Raw genomic sequence first — 15453 nt, forward strand, 5'->3', positions numbered from 1 at the left:
CGCCGAACAAGGAGAGATTCCTGTGCCGTTTCCGTCCGTACTTCGTCGCACCGTTCCGGCCGCCGTGCTCGCCGCGACCGCCGCGCTCACCGTGGGTGCGGCCCCGTCCGCGTTCGCCCAGACCCAGACCCAGACGGCCACGCGCGCGGCGATGCCGTGCAAGCCGGGCGTCTACTACTTCGTCTACAAGGCGAACGGCGTGAACTTCCGCACGGGGCCGTCGACCAACTACGCGTCCAAGGGCCTGCTGTACAAGAACGACTGGGGCAAGAAGGTCGCTTCGAAGAGCGGCTGGATCAAGCTGCAGCTCGGCACGAAGTCGCGCAGCGGCCTGCCCAAGAACTCGACCGGCTGGGTCGCCAAGAAGTACCTGTCCGACTGCGTCCCGATGCAGCTCGACTGACCAACTTCCGCCCGCAACCCATCCCGTGGGGCTCCCGGCCGTCCGGGGGCCCACGGGCGCGTGCCGCCACTTCCGCGGCCGTCGGGTCAGTGACGGACTCGGCCCCGCGAATCAGGAGTTCACGTGCTGGAACAGCGCCCCAGCTTGTCCATGGCCAGCTGCCCCGTTGCCCGGCACTCGTACGGTTTCCTTGTGGAACTTCTGAACGAGGGACCACAGGTTCCCCGGCGGCAGCTCCTTCGCGCTGAACGTCTCCGTCCAACCGCCGACACCGTGCAGGTCCGCCTGCGACAGCGAGTGCGTCAGCCCCAGGTCCACCCGCACGTGCCGCAGGACCGCCCGCTCGACGTCCCACGCCTGCTGTCCGGTGGGCACGGGCAGCAGGCCGACCACGGCGAAGCCTCTCTTCTCGAACCGTGCGACGCGGTCTGAGATCGCGGCCGTGATCCCCACCTTCGCCACGCCGAAGCCGGCATGGTGAAGGACGTACACGACAGCCGGAGCGCTGAGGTTGAAGCCGTGCGTCGCGCAGTGGGTGCAGCCTCCTTGCCCGGCACGAATACTGGCGAGCCGGGCACGGACCTCATGGCCGCAGGCCCGGTGGATGCAACGCCAAGGATGGTTGTAACCGGGGTAGGTTTCCAGGGGCTGGAGTCCGGCAGCCTCCATCTCGGCTGCGGCATGCACAGCGTCACCCAGCTGCGCCGCCGCGGTTCTGGCCCGGCCGCACCGGAAGCATCCGCCGTGTCCCTGCCGGACGTGACCGAGCCGGGGGCTGACCTCGTCGCCGCAGCGCAGGCACTCGGACCGCCATGGGTCATTGACTCCGGGATACGGCACCAGAGGGCGCAGCTGTGCCGCCAGCATGGCGGCCTCGGCCTGCTCTGGATCTCCGCGCTGGGCCAGGGCGTTGCGCTTGTTCGCGCAGGGGGCGCAGCCGCCGAAACCGCTCCGGATGTTCGACAGTCTCGGCGAAGTGACCGCTCCGCACTGCATGCACCGGCACGTCCAGGGGGTGTGTGCCGTCTCGAACGGCTCCAGCGGCTCCAGGAGAGCCGTGCGCATGGCCGCACGGGCCAGTTCGGGGTCCACAGGAGCGTTGGGCGCGCAGTGCTTGCAGCCGCGTCCTCGGGTGTAGACGTTCGAGCGTCTCGGTGCGACTTCCCGACCGCATGTCAGACAGACGCAGCGCCATGGCTTGTTGTTGCCCGGATACGGCTCCAGTACGAGCAGGCCGGCTGTCAGCATCACTTCTTCGGCCTCAACCGGATCGATGTAGCGCGGCACCCAGAACCTCCCTCCGACCCCGCGGGGATTCTGCACGGAGCCACTGACAAGGGGCCCTGAGCGGCCTGGAAGGGCTGTAGTACCGGGGCGGGGCCTGCTTCCCGGTGGAGGACTTCCACCGGGGCCGGTCACTGAACGCAGGCCGGCTCCGCCGTTCTCGCGGCGGCCCGCTGGGCGGACCGGGCCGGCGCCGCAGACCCGGATTTGTCCCGCAACCCAGACCGCCGCGCCAACTCGTTTCCCACCCTCAGGAATTAGCGGAGTTCGCCCGCTTTTGTCTCTGGCGGTGGCGGGCCGCTCCTGTTGAGATCACCTCTGTCTAACCGACGCTTCACCGTCTTCTGCGAGGAGCCTTCGATGAACCAGCGCCCGTTCAAGTCCCGCCCGCGTCCCGCTTCGCTCGCCACCCGCCCGTTCACCTCCGGCCGGCCGGGCGAGGACCTCGCCGCGCGTCCGTTCACCGCGCTCGCGGCGCGCCCGTAGCGGCACGGCGACTGCCGCCCCAAGCGCCCGCCCGGGCCCCCTCTGTCCATCCAACCCGGGCGGGCGCTGCCGTATCCGGGCCCGCAGCGGCACCTGCGACCCTCGGCCCGCCGGGCGGGCCGCAGCGGACGCTAGACCTCAGCCGGAACCTTCTCGGCCTCGGCCTGGGGAGCCTGCTCGCCTTCGCCGCTCGCGGGCTCGTCCGCAGCGGGCGCGGACGGCGCACCCGCATCGGCGTACGCGGTGTACATCGCGTTGCCCTGCTGGTGTGACTTCTCGGCGAGCTTCTTCTTGACGAGGGTCTCCAGGTTGTTGCGCACCGTCTGGATCGACGTCGCCCGAGTGGGATGGTCCTGCGAGAGCTGGTCGGTGACCTCACGGGCCACACACGGCTGTCCAGGGGTCTTGAGGAGGATGCCCAGGATGAGCTCCCACAGCGGCGGCCCCGACTTCTCCTCAGCCGTGGTCTTCTTCGCCGCCGGCGCCTCCGTGGTGGTGTCCTCCGGTGCCGGAGCCGGGTCAGCTGCCGCCTTCTTCGCGGCGGTCTTCTTCGCTGCCGCCTTCTTGGCCGTTGTCTTCTTCGCCGGAGCCTTCTTGGCGGTGGTCTTCTTCGCCGCCGGCGCCTCCGTGGTGGTGTCCTCCGGTGCCGGAGCCGGGTCAGCTGCCGCCTTCTTCGCTGCCGCCTTCTTGGCGGTCGTCTTCTTCGCCGCCGGCGCCTTCTTGGCGGTGGTCTTCTTGGCGGGCTGCTCGGCCTGTGCCGCCTTCTCCGACTGGTCCTGCCGCGGCTGTGGAACGTGGGGCGCATCGGTGGCGGGCTCGGCCGAGGCGCCGTCGAGTTCGGCGGCCGGTTCGCTCGTAGCGGGTGCCCCGGGCAAACTGCCCTGCGCCTGGGTCAACCACGCCTCGTCCTTCCGGAGTTGCTCCAGACGCTCCTGGAGGTCGGCGATCTGTCCGGTGACCTCCTCCTGTTCCCTGCGGTTGGCCGCGAGGTCGTCGGCGAATCGCTGGCGTACACGATCTTGGATGGGGGTCTTCTCGAGCTCGTCGACCACGGAAGCACGCTCCTTGTACCTGGTTGTTGCTGCCGGATGCTACTCACCGCGAGAGGGCGGCAGTTGCTCTCCCGCACGATCGCCACCCTTGCGGGCGCGGTCGAGACCGTATTCACCGCCCGGTTCTCCAGATCAGCGGCGGGAGATCGGGTGCCTGGCAGCCTCCACCCAACGGGCCAGCGATGCGGCAGGCCGACGTTTGACAGGGCGGTTGAGGAGACCGGTCGGCCGCCGAGACCCGCACCGCAGTAGTCGTGACCTGGGCAATAGGCTCGGTGCTGTTGCCGAGTTGCGATGGGGGAGGGAAGGCATGACGAGTTCGAGGGACCACTGGAGCGAGGATGCGGCCTGCCGCAGCGCCGACCCGGACGAGTTGTTCGCGGACAGTACCGGCCAGAACCGGGCCAAGGCGGTCTGCACGGGTTGCCTGGTGCGGACCGAGTGCCTGGCCGACGCTCTCGACAACCGCATCGAGTGGGGTGTGTGGGGCGGCATGACCGAGCGCGAGCGCCGGGCGCTGCTGCGCCGCAGGCCCAACGTCACCTCCTGGCGCCAGGTCTTGGAGAGCGTCCGCGACGAGCACGAACAGCCGCGCGCCAGCTGAATCGGTTGTGCGGTGGTGCGGATGGCTGATCCCCATACTGCTGATGTGCGGCGGCCGGCGTCCCCCAACCGGGCGGCGGCCGGGGTGAATTCCCAGGTCACACGCACAAAGGCCCGGTGCGTAAAAAGTAGCTTTCCGTGATGTATGGTCAGCCACGCTATACGAGAGGTATAGCGACAGAACGTTTTGAGGCCTACAGCCGGGAGGGGTCATGCCCGAGGACACGCATCCGGTCGAGGACGCGCTCCACGAGCCACCCACAGTCGAGGAACTCGAGGACTGGGTCCGCGACAACATCAAGTCGGTTCTTGCCGTGACGGATGAGACCTTCACCGACATCGGCGCGGTCCTCGACCTCTCGGTCGCCGTGGTCGGCCGGCGCCAGCGCGGGGTCACTCCGTGGTCCGTCGCCGAGCTTGGACGGCTGGCCAGGCACTGGCACCTTGAGGCATCCCTGCTGTTCTCCCGAAGGACCGCCGACGTCCTCGCCGCCCTGCCCCCCACACGGATCGTGCAGCTGCGCTCCGCCAAGGGCCTGCCCGCGACCACCAGGTCCAAGACTCCGGTCGCGGCGTGACATGGAAGCGGCCCGGGACCGTAGTCCCGGGCCACAAGAAGGCCTCGCGCTCTCCCTCGCTAAAGGTGCCGCGAATCCTTCCCGAACAAGCCGTGATGCCGCGCTTGGCCCGCATCACCCCGGCCCGGGTCACCCCGGGCGCGTCCTCCACTGTACTGGGGAGGCGCCGCCGATGGGATGTCGGCGTACGGGGCGAGAGGGTGGAGCCACACGCAACACGGCGGAAAAAGGACTCTGTGCTGGCCAGAACCGATTCCCCTCACCCCGGGAGCCCGGACCGCGCCTCCCCTCGTCACATCGCCCGCTGGTGCGCCGAGCAGGGCTGGTTCGTCCACCCGCTCGCCCCGGGCTTGAAGATCCCGCCAGCGAACTGCGCGCGCTGCCGCGAGACGATCGGCGGGCAGCCCAACCCGGACTTCATTCCTCACAAGGTCGAGGAGTGCCGGTGCATCGCAGCCGGACGCCACTGCCATGGGGTGCGGGCCGCCACCACGGACCTGGCCCTGATCGACAAGTGGTGGAGCGACAATCCGGAGTACGGGATCGGCGTCGCCGCCGGACCATCCAACCTGCTGATCGTCGACCTCGACCTGCACCAGTCGACGCCGCCGGACCCGGAGAAGATCCTGCCCGGCCTCGAACTGCCCGAAGACCTCGACCGCCACGCGATCCGTTCCGGACTCGACGCGCTCGCACTGCTGTGCTCACTGCGCCGTGCGCCGCTGCTCACCGACTCGCCCGAGACGTTCAGCGTCCGCACCCCCTCGGGAGGCCTGCACCTGTGGTACGCCGTGGCGGACGGCAGCCAGTGGTGCATGGACGGCCGCGGGCGCCTGGGCTGGCAGATCGACATCCGCGCCGACCGTTCCTACGCGGTCGCTCCCGGCACCTGCACCCGTGAGGGCCGCTACGTGCCCGAGGGGACCTGCCGTACGCCCGCGCCGCTGCCGCGCTGGCTCGCCAATGACCTGGCGCGGGCCGGGCTCAAGCGCCGCACCCCACTGCGGCGCCCGCTCTCCCGCCTGAATCTGCCGGATTTCGCGGCCGGACGGGGCTACGTCGCCACCGCCGTACGCGAAGAACTCAACGCCGTCGCGGCATGCCACAGCGGCCGCAACGACCAGTTGAACAAGAGCGCGTTCAGCCTCGGGCAGCTGGTCGGAGCCGGACTGCTGGACCGCGAGGACGTGCACCGGGCCCTGACCGAGGCGGCCCAGGCCGCCGGAATCGACCCACACGAGCCCAAGGCCCAGTCCACCATCCGCCGCGCCATCGAGGCCGGCTCCCGGGTACCCCGGCGGAACGGGGCCCGGACATGACCGAGACGACCACCCAGCGCACCGTGCCCGGCCCCAGCGCCGAGCACGACGACCGTTCCGAGGCCGCCGCTTACCCCGCCGCCGAGGCCGCGGCCGCGATGACCGCGCACCTTCCGCAGAGAGAGGAACACGAATCCGACAGCGGCCGCCCGCGACAGGCCGACATCCTGCGGACGATCGGCGAGACCGGCTACCGCTTCGTACGCGGCGAGCAGACCATCTACGCCGTGCAGATCGACGGCGGTCCCATCGCCCGCCCCATCCGCTCCAAGGGCGGTGGAGGGGGCACCGGGTCCCTGCGCCAGTGCCTGATCCGCGAGTACGTCCTGAGCACCGGACGTACCCCGTCCCAGGCGGCACTTGCCGACGCGATCGCCGCGCTGGAAGCGATGGCCATGGACAGCGAGAGCCAGGACGTGCACCTGCGGGTTGCCGCCGACCAGGTCGACCGGTGGACGACCTGGCTCGACCTGGGGCGCAGCGACGGGCTCTCGGTGTGCATCGAACGCGGCAGCTGGGCGGTGCTCATTCCCCAGCACGGCGAGGGCCCGCTGTGGCGGCGCAGCCGTCTGGTGCACGAGCTGCCCGTCCCCGAGCGGTCCTCCGCCGGCTGGCAGCACGGGGTCGAACTCCTGCGCCGGATCCTGCCGGTGAGCGCCGAGTCCTACCCGATGGTCGTCGCCTGGTGCCTGGCCGCGCTGCGCCCGGACATGCCGCGGCCGCTCGCCGGGATCCTCGGTGAACAGGGCACCGGCAAGTCGACCCTGTGCCGGATGATGGTGCGCCTGGTCGACGGCAGCAAGGCCCACCTGCGGTCCGTGCCCAAGAGCGAGGACGACCTCGCGGTGACCACGGCGGCCGGATGGTGCCTGGCGCTGGACAACCTCTCAGGCATGCCCGGCTGGCTCAGCGACTTCCTCTCCCGCGCGGTCACTGGAGACGCCCTGACCAAGCGGGAGCTGTACTCCGACGATGACGTGGTGATCCTCATCTACCAGCGTCCGGTCCTGCTGACCAGCATTGAAATCGGCGTCCTGCAAGGGGACTTGGCCGAGCGGATGCTGCCCATCCAGCTCGAACCCATCACCGGCAAGAACCGCCGCACCGAGCGCCGCCTGTGGGAGGCGTTCCACAACTCCCACCCCGAGATCCTCGGAGGGCTGCTCGATCTGGCCGCCCTGGTGTGGGCCAAGCTCCCGGAGGCGTCCGACAAACTCGCCGAACGCCCGCGCATGGCCGACTGGGCCGAGATGCTCTGGGCGCTGGACGAGGTCACCGGCTGGCGCACCCTGGACACCTACACCGGTGCGCAGGAAGACCTCGTCGACGACGTCATCGAGGGCGACCCGGTGGCCACCGCCGTCCTGCGCTGGGCCACCAGCCGCCTCACCCCCTGGACCTGGGAAGGCCAGGCGGCCCAGCTCCTCAACGAGCTCGAGGTGCCGCCCAACACCGACAAGGAGAAGGACTGGCCCCGGACCCCGGCCGTCCTGTCCGCCCGCCTGCAGCGCGCCGCCCCCGCGCTGCGCCGCCGCGGGGTCGACGTCCGCAAGCTGCCGCGCACCAAGAACGGCCGGCCTCTGCAGATCACCACCCAGCCGAGCACGTCGAACGGCTGACTGCGTTGCCGGGGGCCCGCGCCACGGTGCGGGCCCCCGGAGGCAGGGCGTCCGTCCGGTCTGTCCTCCGGCAGGTCACCGCCAGTCCGGGCTGCCATCGACGATGTCCAGCTCCGACCCGACCACGACGACCCTGTAGCCCATGCCGACGAACTGCTGCAGTTTCGGCGTGCGTACCGTCATCCGCCAGCTCGTCGGAGGGTTGTCCAGCCCCGGCACCCAGCGGAACTCCAGCTGCTGCCCGTCCTCGCGCACGGCGCGCAGGTCCTCCTCGCAACGCTGCTGCGCACGGTGGAGATCGTCGTAGAGCGGCTCCATGGGCGTGAAGGCCCGCGTATCCCTGTAGTCCGCCCGGTACTGGACGCCCGATGACGTCCCGGCGCTGTCGTCCATGCCGGCATCCTCCCAGAGCGGGAGGTGTCGCAGTTGCCGTACGCCAAGGCGGCGACCAGGCGTCATTCCCCCTTGCCACGCCCTCTTGGCGGTCAGGATTCAAGTGGCAGAAACCTCGCGGCCGCCAAGATCGCTTGGTGAGGCACCACGATCTTCGGCAGAGGACGGCGGTGGGGGGTGGTGACGCACTCCGGGAGCGGTGACGCACTCGGTGACGCACTCGGTGACGCACTCGGTGACGCACTCCCTCCCTCGGAAAGTGGCCTTGACCTGCGGCTTTCCTAGTTCATCCGTGAGAGGTGACGCGGGTGACGCACTTTCCCCCTATCTCTCTGTGGGAGAAAAAAGGGGAGAAATAGGCTGTAGAGAGATACCCGCAAAGTGCGTCACCCGCGTCACCCGATTCCCGGTGCGGGGAAAAGCGCCAGGTCAGATGGCGTGTGGCGGCTAGAGAGTGCGTCACCGAGTGCGTCACCTGCCCGTCACCTCCGTCACCGAGTGCGTCACCCCGCGACGACCGGATCGGCAGTGGCCCCCTCGGGCAGGGGAGTGGCCGGGGTCGAGCCAGAGACGGCAGGCACCGCTGCGGTCGGCACTCACGCCGAACCGGTCCGGACCGGCCGCCCACGGCCGCTCCACCAATTCCAGGCCGCGCACACCCCGTCCCGGCTCCGGCGAGGGCCGTACTGCGCGACGTCGTCCGGCTTGCCGCCGAGGTTCTCCTGCTCGTCCTCGGTCAGCGCGCCATCGCTGTCCGCGTCCTGCCGCGACACCGCAACTCCCCCTCTCCGCCATGCCCGTTCTACCCCAGACCGCCAGAGCGAAGCGCGAGAGCTCACTCACAGGCTCGCCCGCCTTCGCGCCTGCGACGGGCGCCGCCGGTCCGTGAACCGTCGGCCTGGCCCGTTTGGCGGGATGTGTTCGCACGTGCTCGTGCCAGGGGTTGGGAGCGAGAGCCTGCGGCGGCACCAGCCCCTTCACAGCAAGGGCAGGGTGAGGGGACCTCCTGTTCTGGGACGGATCGGGGAAAGCCGGGGTGGCGGTGTATCCACGCACGGGAATGCCGCCACCCCGACCGCCCCAACGAGAACGAGCTGGACGGGGCGCGGCATGGCGGAGCGAGCGCAGCGGGGGCCGGACCGCCTCCTGGCGGACGTCGAGCGGATCATCGAGGACCACCTGCCCGGCGGGAGCTTCGGGGTCGATGCCCGGAGCATGACCCAGGCGATCGTGCGCCCTGTGCGGCGCATTGAGACGGCGGTCGTGGCCGGAGGCCTCAACGTCGTCACCCGGCGCATCGCGCCCCGGCAGGCCGGCGCCCCGGACGGTGAAGACCACGCGAGCGCGCGAGGGGGCCGCGGTGGATGACTTCGGGACCGACGACATCGCGGCCATGCGTGAGCAGGGCGACCTGCCGGCGTTCCTGCGTCTGAGGATCCGCCCCGTGAGATCTCCCGCCGCGGTCGTGGCGCTGTGGCAGAGGTTCCCGGGGCCCGCAGGTCACAGGCCCGGTGCCTGGCCGTCCGCCACGCCGCTGGGCGCGGACTACCGGCGGAGCCCGGGCGCGCCCGAACTCTGCGACTGCGCACGGTGTCTGGCGAGGGCGGCATCCTGCAAAAGCGGTCCCTGCCCTTGCCCGCTGCGCAGTTCCCCGCCCGCGGCGGCGTGAAGATCCTCCGGACCACGAGACACGGTGCAGCGGAGCCCGGCCGCCGCTGCTGGCGGGGCCTACCCGGCCAGGGAGCTCCGTGACCGTGAGGCGAAAGGGCTGTCCGCTGCCCGGCGTTTGCCGCCGGGCAGCCTGGCCCCGTCGATCGGCGCGTGCCCGGGCAGCGCCGGTGTCACCGGGCCGGCGGTGCCGGCTCGTCGTCGCGGGCCACCAGGGCCAGGCCGTAGAGCTGGTCGGGGTCGGTGAACCAGTGGCTCACCTGGAGGCCGGCCTGCGACATTTCTTCGGCGAGCCGACGCGGCCGGAACTTCGCCGATATCTCGGTGCGCAGGTCTTCGCCGGGAGCGAAGAAAACGTGCAGACCGAGGCCGTGCAGGACGACGGTCTGTTCCCGGCGGGATCTCAGCCGCATCTCGATCCAGTCGTTGGCCGCGTCCCACAGCGCCACATGCTCGAAGGCGCTGAGGTCGAATTCGGCCTGGAGCTCCCGGTTGAGCATCGTGAGGACGTTCAGGTTGAACGCGGCGGTGACCCCGGCCGCGTCGTCATACGCGGCGCGGATGCGGTCGGGGTCCTTCACCAGGCCGACCCCGATCAGCAGCCGGTCGCCCGGATCGAGGCGGGAGCGCAGCGAGCGCAAGAAGACGGCGCGTTCACCGGGCAGGAGGTTGCCGAACGTGCCGCCGAGGAAGGCCAGCAGCCGGGGGCCGGGAAGGGGCGGCAGTGCCAGGCCGGTGGTGAAGTCCGCGACGAGCGGCACCGTGGTCAGGTGCGGGTAGTCGGCGCGGAGTGCCGCGACGGCCTGCGCCAGCGCGCTGGCGCTGACGTCGACGGGCGCGTAGGTGAGCTGGGTGTGGTGCTCGCCCAGCGCGTCGAGCAGGATCCGCGTCTTCTCCGAGGAGCCGGACCCGAGCTCGATGACGGTGCGGGCGCCGGTGAGGGCGGCGACGGCTGGGCTGCACTGGGCCAGGATCGACCGCTCGGCGCGCGTGTAGGGGTACTCCGGCAACTGCGTGATCTGCTCGAACAGTTCGCTGCCCAGGGGGTCGTACAGCCACCGCGGCGGCAGCCGCTTCGGAGACGCGGTCAGGCCACGCGTGACGTCGGTGCGCAGCTCGGTGCGGAAGTGGGCGGGCAGCAGGGCGGTGTCGGCGGGTGTGGTCACGGGTGTCACCTTTCGGCGTGGTGGTGGTGAGCGGACATCGGTGGGACCGCGGGGCCGCCTCGGCGAGGTGTCCCCGGGCGCCGGTTGGTGCGGGCGGCCAGGAGGACCAGGCAGGCGGCGGCCGCCCCGGCGGGCAGCAGGACGGGCAGCAGCGCGAACCCGGCGGCCGCGGTGCCAGCGGCGCAGCCGATGTCGAGGGCCGCGACCAGCAGGGCGGCGGCCTCCGTGGCGGAATGGGCTGGGGCGAGGGCGGAGGCGTACCGGTAGGCCGCGCTGAGCAGGGGGGCCATGAGCAGGCCGGGCAGGACGCATGCCGCCAGGGCCGTGGCCGGTGTGCGGGCGGTGAGCAAGGGCAGCCAGCCGGCCGCGAAGGCGCCGCACAGCACGAGCAGATGCTGCGCCGCCGTCCCGGGCCAGGACCGGGCGCCGTAAGCGAGTCCGCCCAGCAGCGCCCCCGCCGAGACGGCCGCGGGGAGCGTGCCGGACAGATTGGCGTCGTTCAGGCGGTCGGCCGCCTGCACCGCGAACGGCGTGAGCGCCCCCATGGGCAGCCCCGCGCCCACCATGGCCAGGTACAGCACGCGCAGCGCAGGCGAACGCACAGGGCCCAGCCAGTCCACGCGCCCCGGCACGGGACTCCAGGACCGCGAGGGCGGGGCGCTGACCACGATCAGCGTTCCGGCAAGGCCCACGGCGGCCGTCGCGAGCAGGGCCCAGCGCGCCGAGGCCGCCTCGGCGAGGGCGACGACGAGGAGCGGGCCGCCGATGTAGATCGTCTCCTGGGTGGCGGCGTCCAGAGCCAACGCCACCCGTTCGTGGTCGCGGCTGGGCATCAGATCCGGCCACAGCGCCCGCAAGGCGGCGTCCAGCGGCGGGCGGGCCGCTCCCGCAACCAGCACGCAGAACACGGCGACGCCGTGGTGGGACGTCCCGACCGCGGCCAGGACGACGAAGCCCGCACCGGCCACGAGGGCGCACCCCGACAGCGTTCGGGTCTGCCCGCGCCGGTCGGCCAGCCGACCGGTGAGCGGCCCGCCCGCCGCGTTGGCCAGCAGGTACAGCGCCGTGAGGCTCCCGGCCAGCAGGTAGCCGTCCTGCGCGGCGGCCAGCACGATCGCCAGGGGCGCCATCGCAGTGGGCATCCGCCCGATGAGCGTCCCGGCCAGCAGCCGCGCGGCGCACGGAACACGCAGCACATCGCGGTAGCGGGCCGGGAAAGCGGCGGGGAAGGGCGCCGCGCGCACGGCCTGGCCGGTGGTCACTGCCCATCCCGTGCGGGAGGGCAGAGCGCGGTGCCGTGCCGGGACGTACAGGCGGTGGCGGTACGCGGGGCACGACCCGCCAGGGCCGCGCCGGCCGGCAGACGTCCTGCGCCTGCCCGGGTCGGGTTCATGAGGCGAGACAAGCAACCGCCACCGCGTCGCCGGACCGGCGCGGCCGCTACCTCCCGCCCCACGACGCACCTGTCGGGACCGGCGTCCCCTCGTACGGGAGACGGCCCCCCAGCCCGGTGGGGAACCGGCCCCGGCCGGGCGCCGCGCGGCGGCAGAGCCCGGGAGGCGGTCCCGTGCGACGTGCGAATGGGGCACGGGACCGCCGAGCCCCGCTGTCCTGTCAGAGCCGGGCAAACAAACCGTATGAAATGGGTTGATCTGGTGCACGTACCCTGCGCGGGCCGCGCCGGACCGCCCGCGTTCCGCGCCCCGGAACGCAGGCGGCGGTTGCGTCCCGTCCCCTGACCACCACAGCCCCGCCCCACCACGCGCGCCGACTGCGGCGGGCATGCTTGTGGATCTCGGCCGGGCCGCCCCTGCAACACTGGCCAATGCGCGCCGACTGCGGCGCCTTCGTCCCAGGCGGCCCACCGGGGGCTCCCGCCCCAGCGGCACGGGCCGCCCGTCTTCTCAAGGAGCAAGTGGTGAGCGCAGAAACGCCGTCGGGTCCGGCCTTCACCCAGGTACGGCTGACCGGACCGCCCGCGGCCGTCGACCGGCTGATGACGGTCCTCAGCGGCAGCGCCGAGATCATCTCCGACTCCCCGTCAACTCCCGGTACCAACGGCAATATCGAGCGCGTGGTGGAACTGGTCACCCACCCCGCCCCCAGGCCCGTCCCCGCCGAGGGAGGCGTATCGGTCACCGTGCAGAGCACGCTCGCAGCCGACGGCGGAGCCTTCAACGGCCTGCCCGACGAGGCGGCGGCCCAGGAAGTGGAACGCACCGTGACGCAGGCGCTGCACGCTCTTCCGCACGTGACGGAGGCCAGCAGCCGCGTGGTCTCGGCGTGGGGCCTGCCCGCACCGAGGCAGTAACCGGCCATGGCGGGGGCAGAGGCACGGCTGGACGAGGCAGGCGTGTCTCTGTGGCTGACGGACTGGAAGACCGACGGGAGAGAGGCATGGTCGGGCCGTCGCATCATGGCCCAGGTGGGCGGCGCCTACGCCGGACACCTCGACGTCTACGTCCACCCCAGCGGCCAGGCCGTCGAGGTCGCGGAACTGGAAGTCTCGCCCGACCATCAACTGCGCAATTTGGCCTCGGTGATGATGGACGCGCTGTACGCGGCCTACCCCACCGCGTGGATCAACCACGGCCGACGGGACCCTGAGGGGACACAGTGGTGGGACCGCTACAGCGAGCCCGCACCGGAACGCAACGTCCACAACCGCCCGCCGGCGGAGTGGGCCTACTACTTCGAAGCGGGCGTGGTGGCAGCCCAGAAGGCCCACAACGCCTACCGCAACCGCTATCAGGGCGTGGACGGACGCCGTGAAGCGGTGTACCGGTACGGCGAACCGATGGAGGCGGAAGCCCGCCAGCACGCCCACCTCTTCCACGCGCCCGAGCCCCAGGGGCCAAACCCGCAAACCGATGAGCTGTACGGCGGGATACGGCTGTTCCTGCCGCCCAGGCTGCACCGCGTCGTGCACGACAGCAGCCGCGACGCCGCCGAGCGGGCCGAGATCGTGCTCGACCACCTCGGGCACGGCAGTCTGCCGCACTACTCCGCCTGGAACGCCACCGAGCGCGGCGCGTTCGAGGACCTCGCCCATGAGGAGGTCTTCGACACCGTGAGCCAGCAGCCGGTCACGCACCTGACCTTCCGCGTCCTGCCGCTGACAGACCAGCAGATGCCGCCGCACGAGGTGAAGGCGACGTGGGTGCGCTTCATCGACTCGCCAGGAATCGAGGTGGAGCTGGCCGGGATGTCCTGGCGGTCCCCACAACGGCCGTGGCTCACGCACACCGCCGTCTTCGACCCGCCCCTGGACGCCGCCATCGCCCCCGAGTACCCGGCAGACGCCAGCCCCCAGTACCGGGCCCGGTACAGCGAGATCGGCGACCTGCTCCCCGGACAGATGCCGCGCCGCGCCGAGAACGCCTCGCCGTACGTGGGGCGCGAGGCGGAGATCCGGGCCTGGGCGGACAGACTTCGCCAGGGCATCGCCCAGCGGGCCACCGACCGGCCGGACCCTGCTTCCGGGCAGCCGGCGCCCGCCGATCACCAGGTGCACCAGCAGCAGTCCCAGCAGCAGACACCACGCATCCGGTAGACCGCCCGACGCCCGGCGACCAGCGGGGCCGCCGCGCCGAACAGGCCCGCGCCGGGATACCGGCACGCGGCGACCGGGGGCAAATCCCACCGTGCGGGAGCGCCGGGCAGGACGCCGACCCAGCCGAAGGGAAGACGACCGGCACCAGACGCCAGGCGCCGAGGCCACCTGATTGCCTCGAAACCGGCCCGGCACCCGACCCCACGACCCGGGCCGCCCGCCAACCGCAGGAGGACCGGATGAAGCCGACGAGCATGCGCCTGGCCCGCGGCGCCGTACCCGCCGCCGCACCGGGGGCCCCGACGGCGTCCGGCACCGGCGGCTACCGCGCCCTGGTGGACGCACAGACCGCCTCCCACACCTTCTGCGACGGCCACTGATCAGGGCGCGGACGGCCGGGAGGCACACGTGGAAACCAACCTGCTGAAACACCCCCTGATCGCGCAGACCGTCGCGGCGATCGTGGCCGAGGGCGGCGGCTGCGTCGAGTACGACATCGGCGGCGGCGGCCGGGAGGTCCTCATCGCCGCGAGCGCGCAACTGGCAGCCGCCACCAACTCCCAGCTGACGATCGTGGAATCCCGCGTCCTGCACTCCCAAATCCGCGCCATGGTCAGCGAGTTGCACACGGAGGTCCGCAGCGCGGTGCTGTCCGCCGACGAGGCGGCACTGCAGCCGGCCGGAAGCGTCAACGGAGTCCTGGCCGTGCACGCCGACGTCCTGCGCGACCCTGGGGTGCGCCAGCCGCTGCTGGCAATGGCGCGCAGCGCCGACCACCTCGTCGTGGCCCGCCACGACTACAGCGACGCCACGCTCGACGACCTCGCCGGCCCTGTGCACGCGCTCAGAATCCGCGACCTGATGCCACCGCCCGCGCCCCGCCCCAACCCCGGGCCACGCCTCGACGTCCTCCCGGTGGACCTCCGCGATCGGTTCGCCGCCCACTGGACGGAATCGCTGGAGCACAAGCAGCGGTTCATGGACCAGTTCAAGCCCGAGGCGACTGCACCGCGACAGGACGGCGAGGAGTTCGCCGCGCTGCTGCAGGACATCGACCCCGAGGAACTGGAACGGCGCATCGAGCAGGTGCGAGACCAGCAGCGGCAACGGACCGAGGACCAACCGGCACCCGACCACCAGCGCCATGCCCCGCACCCGCACTCCCAAGAACAGACCGCCGTACACCAGCAGCAGGGTCCCCATGGCGTCGGCAGGGCCTAGGACGGGCGACGGCAGGCACGCCCCCCACGGCGCGGCCGAAGACCACTTCCTCGGCCTTCTCGACGTTCCCCCGCCCGAGCCATCCCTGTCCGACCCGACATCCACACC

General features: G+C 71.6%; 17 protein-coding genes. 11 read left to right on the forward strand and 6 right to left on the reverse strand.

Going from position 1 to position 15453, the window contains the following annotated elements; translation table 11 throughout:
- Positions 1–22 precede the first annotated feature (22 nt).
- A complete protein-coding gene (locus tag ACIRQF_RS31525) occupies positions 23–403 on the forward strand; it encodes an SH3 domain-containing protein (RefSeq protein ID WP_404097459.1) in 381 nt (126 codons plus the stop codon).
- A gap of 111 nt (positions 404–514) precedes the next feature.
- Here the strand turns inward: ACIRQF_RS31525 and ACIRQF_RS31530 are convergent, their stop codons facing one another.
- Positions 515–1690 (reverse strand): hypothetical protein, encoded by a 1176-nt coding sequence (locus ACIRQF_RS31530; protein ID WP_404097462.1) that lies wholly within the window; start codon positions 1688–1690, stop codon positions 515–517.
- A 357-nt stretch (positions 1691–2047) separates the two neighbouring features.
- Here ACIRQF_RS31530 and ACIRQF_RS31535 point away from each other — a divergent pair, with 357 nt between their 5' ends.
- Positions 2048–2173, forward strand: coding sequence for a hypothetical protein (locus ACIRQF_RS31535; protein ID WP_404097464.1), 126 nt, complete (start codon positions 2048–2050; stop codon positions 2171–2173).
- Between the two features lie 131 nt (positions 2174–2304).
- Here the strand turns inward: ACIRQF_RS31535 and ACIRQF_RS31540 are convergent, their stop codons facing one another.
- Positions 2305–3225, reverse strand: a complete 921-nt coding sequence (locus tag ACIRQF_RS31540) for a hypothetical protein (RefSeq protein WP_404097467.1) — start codon at positions 3223–3225, stop codon at positions 2305–2307.
- A 310-nt stretch (positions 3226–3535) separates the two neighbouring features.
- Between ACIRQF_RS31540 and ACIRQF_RS31545 the strand changes: the two genes are divergently transcribed.
- The 4 genes from ACIRQF_RS31545 to ACIRQF_RS31560 all read left to right on the forward strand — a co-directional run bounded on the left by ACIRQF_RS31545 (position 3536) and on the right by ACIRQF_RS31560 (position 7344).
- Positions 3536–3829 carry a WhiB family transcriptional regulator gene (locus ACIRQF_RS31545; protein ID WP_404097470.1) on the forward strand — a complete coding sequence of 98 codons (294 nt, stop codon included), beginning with the start codon at positions 3536–3538 and terminating at the stop codon, positions 3827–3829.
- Positions 3830–4040: 211 nt separating this feature from the next.
- A complete protein-coding gene (locus tag ACIRQF_RS31550; protein ID WP_404097473.1) occupies positions 4041–4406 on the forward strand; it encodes a helix-turn-helix domain-containing protein in 366 nt (121 codons plus the stop codon).
- A gap of 236 nt (positions 4407–4642) precedes the next feature.
- On the forward strand, positions 4643–5725 hold the full coding sequence (locus ACIRQF_RS31555) for a bifunctional DNA primase/polymerase (RefSeq protein ID WP_404097475.1): 1083 nt from the start codon (positions 4643–4645) through the stop codon (positions 5723–5725).
- Positions 5722–7344 carry a hypothetical protein gene (locus tag ACIRQF_RS31560; RefSeq protein ID WP_404097477.1) on the forward strand — a complete coding sequence of 541 codons (1623 nt, stop codon included), beginning with the start codon at positions 5722–5724 and terminating at the stop codon, positions 7342–7344. The genes ACIRQF_RS31555 and ACIRQF_RS31560 overlap by 4 nt, the downstream gene beginning before the upstream one ends.
- A 75-nt stretch (positions 7345–7419) precedes the next feature.
- Here ACIRQF_RS31560 and ACIRQF_RS31565 read toward each other — a convergent pair whose 3' ends face one another.
- Together ACIRQF_RS31565 and ACIRQF_RS31570 are read right to left on the reverse strand one after the other, a co-directional pair.
- Complete coding sequence (locus ACIRQF_RS31565; protein WP_404097480.1) at positions 7420–7737, reverse strand: hypothetical protein; 318 nt, start codon at positions 7735–7737, stop codon at positions 7420–7422.
- 596 nt (positions 7738–8333) lie between these two features.
- Positions 8334–8510 (reverse strand): hypothetical protein, encoded by a 177-nt coding sequence (locus ACIRQF_RS31570; protein WP_404097482.1) that lies wholly within the window; start codon positions 8508–8510, stop codon positions 8334–8336.
- 337 nt (positions 8511–8847) lie between these two features.
- Here ACIRQF_RS31570 and ACIRQF_RS31575 point away from each other — a divergent pair, with 337 nt between their 5' ends.
- Positions 8848–9105: a hypothetical protein gene (locus ACIRQF_RS31575; protein WP_404097485.1), complete on the forward strand. Its 258-nt coding sequence runs from the start codon at positions 8848–8850 to the stop codon at positions 9103–9105.
- A gap of 473 nt (positions 9106–9578) precedes the next feature.
- Here the strand turns inward: ACIRQF_RS31575 and egtD are convergent, their stop codons facing one another.
- Positions 9579–10571 carry an L-histidine N(alpha)-methyltransferase gene (gene egtD, locus ACIRQF_RS31580; protein WP_404097487.1) on the reverse strand — a complete coding sequence of 331 codons (993 nt, stop codon included), beginning with the start codon at positions 10569–10571 and terminating at the stop codon, positions 9579–9581.
- 5 nt (positions 10572–10576) lie between these two features.
- On the reverse strand, positions 10577–11833 hold the full coding sequence (locus ACIRQF_RS31585; protein WP_404097490.1) for an MFS transporter: 1257 nt from the start codon (positions 11831–11833) through the stop codon (positions 10577–10579).
- Positions 11834–12489: 656 nt separating this feature from the next.
- Here ACIRQF_RS31585 and ACIRQF_RS31590 point away from each other — a divergent pair.
- The 4 genes from ACIRQF_RS31590 (at position 12490) to ACIRQF_RS31605 (ending at position 15345) form a co-directional block, all read left to right on the forward strand.
- Positions 12490–12882: a hypothetical protein gene (locus tag ACIRQF_RS31590; protein ID WP_404097493.1), complete on the forward strand. Its 393-nt coding sequence runs from the start codon at positions 12490–12492 to the stop codon at positions 12880–12882.
- A gap of 42 nt (positions 12883–12924) precedes the next feature.
- Positions 12925–14124 (forward strand): hypothetical protein, encoded by a 1200-nt coding sequence (locus ACIRQF_RS31595; RefSeq protein ID WP_404097495.1) that lies wholly within the window; start codon positions 12925–12927, stop codon positions 14122–14124.
- Positions 14125–14363: 239 nt separating this feature from the next.
- Positions 14364–14504, forward strand: coding sequence for a hypothetical protein (locus ACIRQF_RS31600; protein ID WP_404097497.1), 141 nt, complete (start codon positions 14364–14366; stop codon positions 14502–14504).
- A gap of 28 nt (positions 14505–14532) precedes the next feature.
- Positions 14533–15345: a hypothetical protein gene (locus tag ACIRQF_RS31605; protein ID WP_404097500.1), complete on the forward strand. Its 813-nt coding sequence runs from the start codon at positions 14533–14535 to the stop codon at positions 15343–15345.
- The last annotated feature ends 108 nt before the right edge of the window (positions 15346–15453 follow it).

The sequence above is a fragment of the Streptomyces sp. NPDC101191 genome (assembly GCF_044767915.1).
In the GTDB taxonomy this organism is placed as follows: Bacteria; Actinomycetota; Actinomycetes; order Streptomycetales; family Streptomycetaceae; genus Streptomyces.

Coding starts and splice junctions, on each gene's coding strand:
- ACIRQF_RS31535 (WP_404097464.1), top strand. CDS start 2,048: ATGAACCAGCGCCCGTTCAAGTCCCGCCCGCGTCCCGCTTCGCTCGCC.
- ACIRQF_RS31545 (WP_404097470.1), top strand. CDS start 3,536: ATGACGAGTTCGAGGGACCACTGGAGCGAGGATGCGGCCTGCCGCAGC.
- ACIRQF_RS31550 (WP_404097473.1), top strand. CDS start 4,041: ATGCCCGAGGACACGCATCCGGTCGAGGACGCGCTCCACGAGCCACCC.
- ACIRQF_RS31560 (WP_404097477.1), top strand. CDS start 5,722: ATGACCGAGACGACCACCCAGCGCACCGTGCCCGGCCCCAGCGCCGAG.
- ACIRQF_RS31565 (WP_404097480.1), bottom strand. CDS start 7,737: ATGGACGACAGCGCCGGGACGTCATCGGGCGTCCAGTACCGGGCGGAC.
- ACIRQF_RS31575 (WP_404097485.1), top strand. CDS start 8,848: ATGGCGGAGCGAGCGCAGCGGGGGCCGGACCGCCTCCTGGCGGACGTC.
- ACIRQF_RS31600 (WP_404097497.1), top strand. CDS start 14,364: ATGAAGCCGACGAGCATGCGCCTGGCCCGCGGCGCCGTACCCGCCGCC.